This is a genomic window from Sphingobium sp. (assembly GCF_003248505.1).
Lineage (GTDB): Bacteria > Pseudomonadota > Alphaproteobacteria > Sphingomonadales > Sphingomonadaceae > Sphingobium.
The window spans coordinates 1-14004 of sequence record NZ_QFOA01000084.1; the positions used below are offsets into that span (position 1 = coordinate 1).

Sequence of the window (14004 nt, forward strand, 5' to 3'; positions counted from 1 at the left end):
AGGCCGCTGCCTTGTTGGGAACACACACCGCGGAAACCATCTTGGCCAGCGGTCACGTGCGACCGCACCGAAAGGCCGGACATATGGAAGCAAGCGATCAGATCAAATTTTCCGTTCAGCCCTTGCAAGAGGGAGCCGTCCACATATGAAACTGGCGGCTGCCGGTCGGGTGGCGCCGCGCGACAGAATCTCCGCCCGCAGACAATCGCCAGTCGCCCGATCGACCAGTCCCGCTTCCACGAACTTCTGGAAAGCGTCGGCAGCCAGCACTTCGGCCCAGAGATAGCTGTAGTACCCCGAAGCGTAGCCACCTGCGAAAATATGGGTGAATGCTTGGGGGAACCGATGCCATTCGGGCGGCTTGATGACCGCAACCTCGTCACGGACGGATTCAATGACTTCAAGCGGATCCGACCCCATTGTGCCGAGATGCAGCAGCAGGTCGAAAAGCGCGAACTCGATCTGCCGAACCAACAACATGCCGGACTGGAAATGCCGGGCGGCCGCCAGCTTGTCGAAGAGCGCTCGGGGCAGGGTGGCTCCGGTCAGATAGTGTCCAGACATTGCGGTGAGCACATCGCGGTCCAGCCCGAAATCCTCCATCAACTGGCTGGGCAACTCGACGGCGTCCCATTCGAACCCGGCGGTCCCGGCGACGCTGGGGCGGTCCACCTGCGTCAGAATGTGATGCAGGCAATGGCCCGTTTCATGCAGCAGGGTGATGACGTCGGTGTGGCTCAACAACGATGGGCTATCATCGCTGGGCGGCGCGAAATTGCAGACCAGATAAGCCACAGGCACGCGGCTGATGTTGCCATCGTTGAGCCGTGGACGCGCAGACGACATCCAGGCGCCGCCACGCTTGCCTGGACGGGCGTAGAGATCGAGATACAGGCCCGCGATCGTTGCGCCCTTGTCGTCGATCACGTCCAGATATCGGGCATCCGGATGCCAGAGGGGAACGTCGTCGCGCGGGGTCAGCGTGATATCGAAGAGCTGATCAAGCAGCGTGCGCCAGCCTTCGATCACGCGGCTGGCTGGGAAATATGCCCTCACCTCCTGCTCGTCGATCGCGTGACGGTCCTGGCGCAGGCGGTTGGCAGCGAAGGGAATGTCCCAGGGCTGCAGATCGGGCAGATCGAGACGGGTTGCGGCGAAATCCCGCAGATCGGCTAATTCGCACTCTGCGATCGGCTTTGCGCGGCGTGCGAGGTCACGCAGAAACGCGAGCACCTCTTCCGCTCCGGAAGCCATCTTGGTGGCGAGCGACCAATCGACGGGATTGGCAAATCCCAGCAGGCTGGCGGCCCGATGACGCAGATCGAGTATGCGTTCGATACGGCGGGAGTTGTCGAACTGACCGGAATGCGGCCCTTGATCGGAAGCACGGGTACCAAACGCCCGATACACACGTTCGCGCAGGGCGCGAGCCTCGGCAAAGGTCAGGATTGCATTGACGCTGGGTTGCTGAAGGGTGACAAGCCAGCCTTTCAGATCGCGGGATGCCGCTGCCGAAGCCAGCATCGCTTTATCCGCAGACGAAAGGCCGGAGAGCGTGGCCTCGTCGTCCACCAGTTCGGACCATGCATCGGTCGCGTCCAGCACGGCGGCCTCGAACTCGGTGGACAGGGTGGACAACTCTATCGAAATATCGCTGAATGTTTGGCGATCCTTCGGGTCGAGCGCGACCCCGGCCAGCCGGAATTGCCGGAGCGAATGGTCGATGCAGGCCTGATCCGCAGGGGGCAGGGTCGTGAATTCGGGCAAACGACGGACGCCAGCGATAACTTCGTATAGATCGCGGTTCTGCCCCACGATCATCTCATGCTCGACAAGCAGGCGCTGGCCTTCGGCATAGGCGGTGCGCAACGCAGGCGTGTCGGATACGGCGTGCAGATGCTCGACCGCCGACCAGAGCGCTTGCAATCTGGTGGTGGCGCGCTCAAGCGGCAGCCAGACATTCGCGAAGTCGGCCGGTCGCGTCGCGACGAGCGCATCGACCACCGCCGCGCGACCGGCAATGGCCGATTTGAGAGCGACCAGCAGGTCATCGGGCTCAATGTCCGCAAAGGGAGGTAAATCGGCAGGATCGAGCAGGCGTTCGGTAGCAATCATGAACGGTACCTTGTCTAACGGGTCGGAAAGCTGGTTGGGCACGTGCACGGCTTACTGCGGAGAGGCGGCAAGGATGGCATCGACCTCCGCCGTGGATTGCCCATTGAGGGGAGCGGGCGATCCGGTTTGTGCCGCGAGATAGCGTTCCGCCTCCAATGCCGCCATGCAGCCCATGCCGGCTGCGGTGATCGCCTGCCTGAAGTGCCGGTCCTGGACGTCACCCGCCGCGAACACGCCGGGCACGCTGGTGCGGGTCGTGCCCGGTTCGACCTCGATATACCCATCCTCATCCATGGCGAGTTGCCCCGTGAAAAGCGTCGTCGCCGGATCGTGGCCGATCGCCACGAACACCCCTTCCAGATCGCGGTGCGAGATTGCGCCGCTCAGCCTGTCCTTGAGCTTCACGCCGGTGACAACGCGGCCATCTCCGGCGATCTCGACCACCTCGCTATTCCAGAGGATCTCGATTTTCGGGTGTGCGAAGATACGGGCCTGGTTGGTGCGATCCGCGCGCAGGCTGTCCCGCCGATGGACGAGATAGACTTTCTCCGCAAAGTTAGTCAGGAACAGCGCCTCTTCCACTGCGGTGTTGCCACCGCCGATGACAGCGACGCGCTGCCCGCGGTAGAAGAAGCCATCGCACGTGGCACATGCGGAAACGCCGCTGCCGCGATACTGGGTTTCACTGGCAAGGCCCAGCCAGCGGGCCGACGCGCCGGTGGCGATCACCAGCGTATCCGCCGTATAGGTCGCGCCGCCGTCGCCGCGCGCGCGAAACGGCCGGACCGAAAGATCGATATCGACGATATGGTCGGTGACGATCGTCGTGCCGACATGGCGCGCGTGTTCTTCCATTCGCGCCATGAGGTCGGGGCCGAGCACCTGCATGTCGCCGGGCCAGTTCTCGACTTCGCCCGTGATGGTGAGCTGCCCGCCCGGCTGAAGTCCCTGAACCAGCAACGGTTCCAGCGCGGCGCGCGCGGCATAGACGGCGGCGGTGTACCCGGCGGGTCCCGATCCGACGATCATGACCTTGCTATGCAGATCGGTGGTCAATCGAACGTCCTTTCGTAGGTACTGGAAACGCTGGCGATCGACGCGTTGCTTACGGACGCGACAGAATGTTCGGCAGGAACCGATTCCCCAAGGCAAGGTCCTTCGTCGAAGAGGTCCTGGAGCCGCCGATAGGGGGCGTCCCAGTCGATTCCCTTTTGCGCCAGCCAGTCGTCCGAATAATAGGTATCGGCATAGCGATCGCCATGATCGCAGAGGATCGTCACGATCGATCCCGTCTCGCCGCGCCGCATCATATGGTCGATGATCTGCGCGCAGGCCCAGATGTTCGTGCCGGTCGAACCACCGCAGCGGCGGCCGAGTCGTTCGGATATGATCCGCATCGCGGCAATGCTCTGGGCGTCCGACACCGGCAGCATGCTATCGATGACATCGGGGATGAAGGAAGGTTCGACCCGCGGGCGTCCGATGCCCTCGATGATCGACCCGGCCATCCCGCAGGGCTGATCGGCGATCGACCGGTCCCGATAGTGCCGGTGAAAGACCGAACTTTCGGGATCGGCGACACACAGGCGGGTCGGGAGCCGCCGATAGCGTATGAAGCGTCCGATCGTGGCCGACGTGCCGCCGGTACCTGCTCCACAGACCACCCAGGCGGGCACCGGCTGCGGCTCCAGACGCAACTGGTCGAAGATGGATTCGGCGATGTTATTATTGCCGCGCCAGTCCGTCACGCGCTCTGCATAGGTGAACTGATCCATATAATGTCCACCGCATTCCGCGGCGACGCGCTCCGCCTCGGCATAGATGGTGCGGGGATCGGCGACGCGATGGCAGCGACCGCCTTGACGCTCGATCAGGGCGATTTTTTCCCGCGCCGTCGTCGCCGGGACGATCGCGATGAAGGGCAGGTGCAGCAGTCGCGCGAAATAGGCTTCCGATACCGCCGTGGATCCCGAAGATGCCTCCACGATCGTGGTGTCCGGGCCGATCCAGCCGTTGCACAGCGCGTAAAGGAACAGGGAGCGCGCCAAGCGGTGTTTCAGGCTGCCGGAAGGGTGGCTCGACTCATCCTTGAGGTAAAGCGAAATGCCCGGCGCATTATTGAGTGTCACTTCGAGCAAGTGCGTGTCTGCGGAACGCATCTGTTCGGCAATGAGCGTGCCGATCGCACGGTTCACCCAATCGCGCGATGCCCCTGTACCGCAGGCATATAGCGGAAAAGCAACGGCGGAAGCGTTTCTGATCATCGGAGATACCTGTTAGTAGCGGCCTGCATGATAGTGCAGGTACTGCGCATGTGGTGCGCATTTTGTGGCGCGACTTTGGCATTATGCACATGAAAGGCGCGAGAAGTCTTTTAAATGCGCATGGTTTGCCCACGGGGCAAATGGCATCAGCCGAAGGGAAATCGAATCGAATGTTGGACCAACGCGACATTGCAATTCTCGATATTCTCCAGCGAGACAGCGAGACCCCGGTGTTCCGGATAGCCGAAAAGGTTCACTTGTCGCCCTCCGCCTGCTCGCGCCGGATCGCTGAACTGCGTCGGCTCGGCTATATTGTCGGAAGCGTCGTGCGGCTGGATCGCGACAAGCTGGGACTTCCGATCACCATTTTCGTCATCATCGGCGCAAAGCATAGCGCGGAGTGGCTCAGGCGTTTCCGCGCCATTCTTGCCGACATTCCCGAAGTGCTGGAGTGCCATCGCCTGACGGGGCAAGCCGATTATGTGCTCAAGCTGGCAGTGCCCAGCATCCAGCATTATGACGACGTCTACAAGCGGCTGATCTCTGGCGTAGAGATTGATGATGTCGCCGCTTACATCTCGATGGAGACTATCAAGGACAGCCAGGCTCTTCCTCTCGAATATATTGGACAGGCGCGGGATTGACGGGATTGCCTCGCCAAACGGCGGGGGCGTTGGCTCAGCGCCGGTTCGACGAGCGAGCATCTGCCTGACCTGCATTGTGGGGAATCATCCGGCTCAGTCCGCGACGTTCGTCACGGGAAGGTAGCGGCGTCAGGCCACGACCTTCCCGTACAGTTGGTTATTGGGCGCTCCGAACTGTCAGTCCCCGATTGTATTCAGCGTGACCGTGCCATTCTCGATCAGCAGCGCATGGGTGTGATGCACCTCCAGGCGGTCATCGTGAACCACGCTGATGAGGGTGGCATGGGGCAGCGCGGATGCGAGTTCCCGATAGAAGATCGCTGCGTTCTCCGGGTCGAGCGCGCTCGTCGCTTCGTCGAGGATCAGCACGTCGGGCCGGTGGAGGAGGATGCGGGTCAGCGCCAGGCGTTGCTGTTCGCCCGGAGACAGTTCCTCCTGCCAAAATCTGGACTGATGAATCTGGCTGCGATGGGTACCGAGGCCGACCTTATCGAGGGACGCCTGGATTTTGGCGTCGTCGTGGAGATGGTCGTCATCGGGGAAGCACACCGCCGCCTTGAGCGTGCCGAGCGGCAGGTAAAGCCGCTGGGGAACCACCATCACGCTGCCGCGATTGTCGAGCGTGACCGACCCGCTGCCTTCCGGCCAAAGGCCAACGATGGCGCGCAGCAGCGTACTTTTGCCAGCGCCCGATGGGCCGCGCACGACCCAGCGCTCACCCGCCTTTACGGTCCAGTCGCCAAGGTCGAGCAGCGGTTCGCCAGTCGGACGATAGACGGTCATGGCGTGGGTTTGCAGCACGGTCCGTCCACCCAGGTCGCGCGCACCAAAGGCGATGCCGCGCGGCCTTTCATGATCCAGAGCGTCGTCCAGACCCTTCAGACGATTAAGGTTGGCGATCTGGGCAGCGATCCTGGCATAGCCCTGCACGAAATAGGACAATTGCATGGTGAGGCCCATGAAGGCGTCTTTCGCCCCCATGACCTGGCCAAAGCTGATCGCGCCGCTGAAATAGCGCGGGATCATGAGGAAGAGCGGCAGGACGCCGCCGATCCGTTCGTAGATGCCCTGACCCATATTGATGCCCAGCGTAGCAAATATCACCCGGCGGTAGTTCAAGCGGACCTGCTCGAATGCGTCGGCAAGCGATGCGCGTTCCCGGTCAACCGCTCCCGACAAACCGATCTGGCCCGCGTTGCGACGGACGTGGATCAGTGTCGCGCGGAAATCGCCTTCACGATGCTGCTGCGCCATCGTCGCGCGGATGTAGGGCTTGCCGATCTTTGCCATGATGACACTGCCGAGGATGGCATAGATGAAGGCGTACCAGACCGTGCTGCCGGGGATCGAAATAGCGGAACCGAACAGCGAAAAGCGAATAGGCTCTGCGGTTTCCAGCAGGATCAGGATCATGCTTACCGATGTCGCGATCACGCCGACAAAGGCGAGGACGATGCCGAGAAGGCCCAGGCCCTGGCTGGTTAGGCCGTTGATGTCCTCGGCGATACGCTGGTCGGGATTGTCGATCAGCCGGAGGCGTTCGATTTCGGCAAAGCGGTCCCGTGCCATCCAGCGACCAAGATAGCGTCGCGTCAGTTCGGTCCGCCAACGGATGCCAAGTGTCATCTCGAAATAGGAGTTGATGAGCGTATAGCCGACCTGCATCCCCATAATGCCGATGAAGACCGCGATCATCCAGTAGAAGCGCGCTGCGTCCCTGTTCTGGACGCTGTCGTAGAAATTCTGCTCCCAGCGGTTGCTGACGACGAAGATATAGGCACCGCCAAACTGGCAGGCCAGGAGGACCGCAAGCGCGAACCAGGCAAACTTCCAGTCACTGGAGAACCAGTAGCTTTTGAACAGGCTGAAGGCATGCGCCCAGCGACCGCCCGCCGGTTCGGGTGGCGCCATGCCCTTTTCGCGAAGCACTTCGCCCGACACGACGGGTTGCGGGATCAGGGCTTCCGACCGATCAGCAGATGATGAATCTGTCATATCTCTTCCTTGTGAGCGAACCGGGTGCCGCCAAAGGGTCTTTTCCAGGCGTTCCATGCCTGGAAGCCGCGATGGGGCAGGCCGGTTCGTACTTTCATCCGAACGATGGTTTCGTCCCTTGTGCCGCCAGGGCGCGGGTGCGTTCGAGCAGCAGGCAGCCCACCGCCTGGCCGAACGCAATCATCGCGTCCTGCTGAGCGGTGACGGCTGCCATCCAGCGGTTGCCCAGTTCGGGGTTGCGGCGGATGAATTCGTCGGCCGCATCGGACGGCTCGCGTCCGGCACCGATCATCTCCTTGGCGATCTCGTTGAGCTGGGTGGAGGCGTTGCGTTCGTCCTCATTGGTCCATCCGGCGCTGCTGGTCGCGCGGGCGGTCGGGATCATCGAGCCGTTGTTGAGAACGTCGCGCAGTACGTCACCGTTGCTGAGCGGCCATGTCGCGCTCTCCAGGCACTCGCGAAGCGCGCCCTCGACCCCGTCGCCGCTCTTGACCAGTTCCGTGACACGTTGGCGCAGCTTGGCCCAGCGACCGGCATCGGCCCGGTCAGGCGCTTCGCGATGGAGCGCGACGATTTCCGCGAGCAGCGCCGACAAGGCCGGATCGGTGTCGACCGCCTCGCGCACCTCGGCAGTCTGCAACAGGGCCACGATCATCTCGACCGGCAGGCCGGAGCAGTCTGCTCCCACCGGAACCGCATCGAGCCATTCCGCCACACAGGTGCTGCCCGCCGCCGCCGAACCGTAATAGGTCGCCAGCATGTCGGCGAGTTCGATCAGGCTCGCCGGAATGCCTGTCGCTGCTGCGGCATCGTCCGCCGACGCGCATTCCGTCGCGCATCCCAGCGGGCTTCCATTGGCGCCGTCCCATGTCGTGAAACCGGGCAGCGCCGTCTCTGCGGCGATGTGACGATGCAATCGCTCCAGACAAAGGGCTTTGACCGCCGGGTCGCCAAGAAAGGCGCTGGTTGGGATGGCTGGCACGGCAGCGGAAGGCTGCTCTGACGGCGTGCGGTCGAGATGACCGTCCAGGAAACTGCTGAGTTTCGCCTTCGACTGAATCCCGGTCAGGCGGGCGATTTCCTGCCCATCGACAAACAGTGCCAGCATGGGAATGCCGCGCACGTCGAGGCGGTCGCGGGTCGCCTGATTTGCGTCGACATCCATCTTGGCGATGCTCACGACGCCGTGATAATCCTGTGCCAGCCCGTCGAGCGTTGGGGCGAGCGCCTTGCAGGGGCCGCACCATGCGGCCCAGAAATCCACGAGCACCGGCTCTGTGCTTTTGCGGATATAATCGTCAAAATTGTCGTCCGTGACGGTGGTGATCCCCGACATAACTAACTCCATGTTAAGCTGAACCGCCGACAACCATCTCGTCGATGCGAACGGTGGGTTGGCCGACGCCGACGAACACGCTCTGTCCCTGTTTCCCGCAGACGGCTTCGCCGTCGTCGAGCGCCAGGTCGTTGCCGATCATCGAAATATGTTTGAGCGCTTCGTGGCCGACGCCGATCAGCGTCGCCCCGCGAATGGGCGCGGTGATCTTTCCGTTCTCGATCAGATAGGCTTCGGTCGCGGAGAAGTTGAAGCGCCCGCTGGTGATATCAACGGTGCCGCCGCCAAATTCGGCCGCGTATATTCCGTTCTGCACCGAGGCGACAATTTCCGCCGGATCCTGCTCACCGGCTTCCAGAAACGTGTTGGTCATGCGCGGCATGGGCATGTGGGCATAGGATTCGCGCCGCGAATTGCCGGTCGAGCGGCTGTTCGTGAAGCGCGCATTCATCCGATCCTGCATCAGGCCGGTGAGTTTGCCCTTCTCGATCAGCACGGTCCGTTCACCTGGCGTGCCTTCGTCATCGACGTGAAGCGAACCGGCAAGGCGGGGCAAGGTGGCGTCATCGACCACGGTGACCCCCTTCGCCGCGATCATCTCCCCCATATATTCCGCGAACACCGACGAGCGCGTGCGGTGCGCGTCGCCTTCAAGCCCATGTCCGACCGCTTCGTGCAGCAGGATGCCCGGGAAGCCGGGGCCGAGCACGACCGGCATAACCCCGGCGGGGGCTGGCCTGGCGTCCAGGTTGACCAGCGCAGTACGGGTCGATCGGGCGATCAGCCGGTCGATGGCGGCCTCTGTCAAACCATCGAAGCCGTAGCGGCCACCAACGCCGGCAGAGCCCGTGGAGAAGCCGCCGTTCTGCTCGGCCACGATCCTCAGGTTCATGCGGATCATGGGCCGGACATCGGCGGCCAGCGTGCCGTCGCTCGCTGCGACCAGAATGACGGTTTCCGTGACTTCCAGCCGTGCGGTGACGCGCCTGATCCGGGGATCGACCGCGCGAGCGCGGCGATCCAGGTCGCGCAGCAGCGCTATCTTGCCCTCTGCATCGCGTGCGCCCAGAATATCCTGCCGCGTGTAAAGGTCCAGGCCTGGCGGGTTTTCCCGCATCCCCGGCACGCCGTGGGTGCGGGCGGCGTCTGTCCCGCGCAACTGCATCTCGCGGGCGCTTTGCACCGTAGCCTTGAGCGCGCGCGCCGAAAGGTCGCTGGAATAGGCAAGGGCAGACCGGTCACCGGCGACCGTCCGCACGCCCACCCCTTGCGACACGGAATAGTCGCCGCTCGTCACGCACTGGTCTTCCAGACGCCAGGATTCGCGGGTGGTGGTCTCGAAATAGAGATCGGCAAAATCCGTCCCGCCGCCGTGCAGGCCGGCCAGCGTGGTATCGAGATGCGCTGTGTCGAGATCGTTTGGTTCGAGCAACCGCCCGGTGGCGATGGCAAGGCGCTGCTGCGCCGGAGAAGCAACTGTCATCGACCCGCAATCCTCATATTGTCAATCAGAATGGAACCGGTGCGGACCGAACCCTGGCGTAGCTGATCCGCCCCCACCGCCACGATGCCCTCGAACATGGCGGGCAGGTCGCCGGCCACGGTCATGTCCTGCACCGGATGCACCACCTCGCCATTTTCGATCCAGAACCCTTCGACCGCCTTGGAATAGGCGCCGGTCGCAGGATTGACTCCGCCGCCGAGGAACTGTGTGATCCACAGGCCCCGGTCCAACTTCCGCAGCATGGCGGGCAGGTCGTCGCCGGGGTCGGTCAGACTGCTGGTGAGGGTCAGGTTGCCCGGGCCGTCCGCGCTTCCGGATGGCTGCATCCCCAGCTTGCGGGCGGTGCGGACATCGAGGAAATAGCCTTCGATCGTGCCGGAGCGCACGATATGGCGTCGCGATCCGGCAATACCTTCGCTATCCCAAGCGAAGCTGGACATGCCGAACGGCTCGAACGGGTCTTCGAGGAGGTCTATATGCGCGGCCAGGCGCCGTGTGCCGAGCGCACCGACCATGAATGTCGACCGTTGCTGTTGCGCGGCCCCGGTCAGGCCGCCAACCAGATCGAACACAAGAGACGCTGCCATTCTGGCGTCCAGCAGCACCGGTGTGGTCTGCGTCGGCACCGAGCGGCCACCGAGCTTGGCAACGGTGCGGTCGACCGCTTCGCGGGCGATAGTCTCGCTATCGGGCAGGCTGTCTTCGCGCCGTTCCGACGCCTGCCACCAGTCCCGGACCATGGCGCCGTCTCGATCGGCAATCGCGACACATGCGCGCGACTGGATGGAAGCGCTGGCGGCGCGGGCAAAGCCGGCGCTGGTTGCGCGCGCCCAGCGCAAGTCATGGCTGCTCGCGGTCGCCTCGCTGACGCGGACGCGGATGCCCGGCGCCACCTGCCTGTTCAGCGCGGCGGCTTCGATCTCGAGGGCCAGGGTAATCAGTTCGTCGGCGGAGCGATCCGATGGCGCGAATGCCGCCACGTCGGGGCCGGTCCGCGCGAGCCATCGGGCATCGGCAAGTCCGCTGTCGGCGTCCGGTTCGACCTTTGAGGCGATGGTGCACGCGTGCCGGACGGCGCGGTCCACCGATGCCTCGTCGATCGCTTCGGTACTGGCCTGTCCGGACCGACCATTGTCGAACACGGTTATCGTCAGGGACTGCCCGCCATCGCGCACCGAGGAGGAGGGAGCGCCATCGCTGACGGTGATCGTGATGCCGGAACTTTCGTTCGCCAGGGCTGAAGCCCCTGAGGCGCCCAACGCCACGGCGCGGGCGACGGCCTGCTCCGCGACCTTGAGAAGCGCGTCCTCCGAATGAAGCAGATAGCCGTCGGATATTTGACGGGGGGGCATGTAGTGTGTCCCTTCATATGGTGCGTGATGGTGTCCCGGCAGGCCTGGAATATGCATCCGGCCCGCCGGGTTATCCGGTCATGTTTAGAAAAAGCGGTAGCTGAGCGTGGCCGTGATCGTCCGTCCGTCGGCGATCGGCACGAAGAGCGGGTTCGAGGTGGCCTGATAAAGCCGCTTGTCGAGCAGGTTCTTGACGCCGATGTTCAACCGGGCGCCGCCCTTCTTGAAATAGACGTTGCCATCGACCTGCGATCCGCCCGGGATGCGGTAGCCTGGCAGGCCGACCTGGGCATAGGTTCTGGAATACCCCGACAGTCCGATCGCACCGCCAACGAAGGCGTTTTGCGGGTCATATGACAGGAACGCGTTATATTTATGGGCCGGCTGCCCCGGGATGTAGACGCTGCCCGCGGCGGCCGCAGCGGACGCGTTGGCATAGTCATATTTGGTGTAGCTGTAGGTCAGGTTGGCGTTGAGGCCGCGAAGGAGTTGCCCGGTCAGGGTGCCATCGATACCCCGCGCTCGCCGACCACCTATGATGGAAATGGCATATCCCGGATGGGCGGGATCGGGGATGAGCAGGTTGTTCTGCCGGGTGTCGAACAGGCTGACCACCAACGACGCACGTTTGTCGAAAAGGTCGGCCTTAACGCCGATTTCCTTGTTGGTGGACCGGATGTCGGGCAGTTTCTCGCCTGTGAACGACACTTCGGTCGTGGGAATATAGCCTTTGCTATAGTTGCCGAAGACCGAGACAGAGGGCGACAGGTCCACGACCAGGCCGAATGCCGGCACAGTGCTGACGGCCTTGGCCGGTTCGGTGTCTCCAAAGCCGTCCAGAAAGGCTGTCGAAACGAACCAGGTCCGGCGGATACCCAAACTCAGATGGACAGGGCCATATTCGAGCAGTTCCTGCGCATAGACGGCGTTTTCCCGGAAGCCTATGATGTAGGAGGGGTTAGGCAGCACCGGCTCCGGTTCCGCGATCGTGGCGGTCGGATCGAGAAAATCGACTTCCACCATGGTTGACGGCGCATCGAAATGCCGGATGTTCGTCCGGGTGTAGTTATAGCCCGTGACAAGCGTATGCTTGATGCCGAAGGTCGAGAATTGGAAACGGCCGTAGCCGTCAACGGAATCGCCGCGCGTCTTGTCCAGGGCATGACTGTTGAACGCCAGCAACTTGCCATAATCCAGGGTGTCGATCACGTTGATCGGTATTTGATCGACGGTCTGCGTATAATGTTCACCGCGGGCGACCAGGTCGAGCCAAGGTGTCACGGCCTGCGTGAAATCACCATATAGACGCGTGCTGTTCGCTGAAATGCTGGCGCTTTTGCGTCCCACTACATAACGATCTCGCGAGATCAGGCCGCCAACGGGCGTCGCACTGTCAGGCACTGTGTTGATGATCGTCCAGAACGGGATGGCTTCACGCTGTTCGGACGTGGTGAGACCGATGGTGAAATCGCTCCCGCTCTTCTTGTAGCGCAGCGAGGGCGAAAGAAACTTTTCCTTCCGGCCGATGCTGCCGCCGTAGCTGCGGTCGGCGCCCTGAACCTCCGCCACGATCCGCGCGCTCAGCACCTTGCTCGGCACAAGCGCGTTGGAGGCGTCGATCGTGCCCTTAAAGCTGTCGCGGCTTTGATATTCGCCTGAAAGCACCAGCAAGGGATCGGCCGTCGGCTTCTTGGTCACGACATTGATCGTGCCGCCGATGTTGCTTTGCCCGGCCAGGATGGCGGCAGGGCCTTTGAGCACCTCGATACGCTCGATATTCGCCGTGGGTTCAATGCCCGCAGAGGGGTTCCCGCCGCTGGCGGTCGGGCCTGTGCCGTTGCGCAAAGGCGTCACTTCAAATCCACGCACGGTGGCGCTTGTGAGGCCGGTCCCGTTATTGGCGAAGGACGCGACACCTGCGACGTTTCGCAACGCTTCGGTCACGCTCTGCGCCTGCTGGTCGCGCATCAGCTTGTCCGAGACGACGGCCGTATTCTGGGGCAAGCTGCGCAAGGTGCCGCCCGACCGGTCGGAAGTCGTTGTCTTGTTGACGCGATAATTCGTTTCCGCCTCGTCGCGCTGGGCGGTGACGATGATATCGCTGGGGCCTGCGGCGATCGGCTGAAAGATGACGAAACTGCCATCATCCTCGACCCTTATCGCAAGGTCGTGCCCACGCACGGCCTCCAGGATGGCGGCGCGCAACGAATGCGCTTTCTTCACGCCGGGCGACATCATGCCCTTCACCGCGTCCGGGTCGTAGGTCACGCTGTGACCCGATGCCTCGCCAATGCGCCTGAGCGTTTCTGCCAGATCACCTGGCGGAACGGATATGGGGGAATCCTCTCTGCTCGCGACCTGCTGCGCGGCGGCAACAGCGGGAATTGAAAGCGCGACAGGTGCAAGCACCCCTTGTAATGCTGCCAACAACGCCATATTTTTCTTGTGAAGACGGTGCTCCATAACGGTAAATGCCTCCCTTCGCTACAGCATTGCCAACTAATGCTGGCAATGAGTTGCCTCCTGGAACTTTAGGGATATGTCCCAATTATTTTTTGTTCGGCTTAGCGGGATAGCGATTGAGCGAGACGATTTACTATTCATCTGTCCATTCGACATCTTGCTTGGCTGAAAGCACATTCGGCGCTTTTTGCCCCCTTGATGCAAATGACTTGTTATGATCGCATCATTTGCGCGGCAAATGGCTGAAGGTTCCGGCGTTGGAAACGTCGTCCACCAACTCCACCTGCTTGATAAGCCAGCGGATAGCCGGTTCGCTCGCGCGGTTGGCAGC

General features: G+C 62.5%; 9 protein-coding genes. 1 reads left to right on the forward strand and 8 read right to left on the reverse strand.

Annotated elements, in window-relative coordinates; translation table 11 throughout:
- Positions 1-102 precede the first annotated feature (102 nt).
- Genes DI606_RS17430 through DI606_RS17440 form a run of 3 tightly spaced genes read right to left on the reverse strand, consistent with a single transcriptional unit; the run spans position 103 to position 4379 of the window.
- Positions 103-2115, reverse strand: a complete 2013-nt coding sequence (locus DI606_RS17430) for a M3 family metallopeptidase (RefSeq protein WP_293985182.1) — start codon at positions 2113-2115, stop codon at positions 103-105.
- A gap of 51 nt (positions 2116-2166) precedes the next feature.
- Positions 2167-3171 carry a thioredoxin-disulfide reductase gene (gene trxB / locus DI606_RS17435; protein WP_293985183.1) on the reverse strand — a complete coding sequence of 335 codons (1005 nt, stop codon included), beginning with the start codon at positions 3169-3171 and terminating at the stop codon, positions 2167-2169.
- On the reverse strand, positions 3168-4379 hold the full coding sequence (locus DI606_RS17440; protein ID WP_293985184.1) for a PLP-dependent cysteine synthase family protein: 1212 nt from the start codon (positions 4377-4379) through the stop codon (positions 3168-3170). Before DI606_RS17440 ends, trxB begins: the two co-directional genes overlap by 4 nt.
- A gap of 50 nt (positions 4380-4429) precedes the next feature.
- On the opposite strand from DI606_RS17440, the gene DI606_RS17445 reads away from it, so the two are divergent.
- Complete coding sequence (locus DI606_RS17445) at positions 4430-5023, forward strand: Lrp/AsnC family transcriptional regulator (RefSeq protein WP_293985185.1); 594 nt, start codon at positions 4430-4432, stop codon at positions 5021-5023.
- 177 nt (positions 5024-5200) lie between these two features.
- Here DI606_RS17445 and DI606_RS17450 read toward each other — a convergent pair whose 3' ends face one another.
- The 5 genes from DI606_RS17450 to DI606_RS17470 all read right to left on the reverse strand — a co-directional run bounded on the left by DI606_RS17450 (position 5201) and on the right by DI606_RS17470 (position 13478).
- On the reverse strand, positions 5201-7018 hold the full coding sequence (locus DI606_RS17450; RefSeq protein WP_293985186.1) for an ABC transporter ATP-binding protein/permease: 1818 nt from the start codon (positions 7016-7018) through the stop codon (positions 5201-5203).
- Positions 7019-7112: 94 nt separating this feature from the next.
- Positions 7113-8354, reverse strand: coding sequence for a thioredoxin (gene trxA / locus DI606_RS17455; RefSeq protein WP_293985187.1), 1242 nt, complete (start codon positions 8352-8354; stop codon positions 7113-7115).
- A 13-nt stretch (positions 8355-8367) separates the two neighbouring features.
- The gene (tldD, locus tag DI606_RS17460; RefSeq protein ID WP_293985188.1) at positions 8368-9837 is read right to left on the reverse strand and encodes a metalloprotease TldD; all 1470 of its coding nucleotides are present in this window, start codon (positions 9835-9837) and stop codon (positions 8368-8370) included.
- The gene (locus DI606_RS17465; protein WP_293985189.1) at positions 9834-11210 is read right to left on the reverse strand and encodes a metallopeptidase TldD-related protein; all 1377 of its coding nucleotides are present in this window, start codon (positions 11208-11210) and stop codon (positions 9834-9836) included. The genes tldD and DI606_RS17465 overlap by 4 nt, the downstream gene beginning before the upstream one ends.
- An 84-nt stretch (positions 11211-11294) precedes the next feature.
- On the reverse strand, positions 11295-13478 hold the full coding sequence (locus DI606_RS17470) for a TonB-dependent receptor (RefSeq protein WP_293985190.1): 2184 nt from the start codon (positions 13476-13478) through the stop codon (positions 11295-11297).
- Positions 13479-14004: the final 526 nt, after the last annotated feature.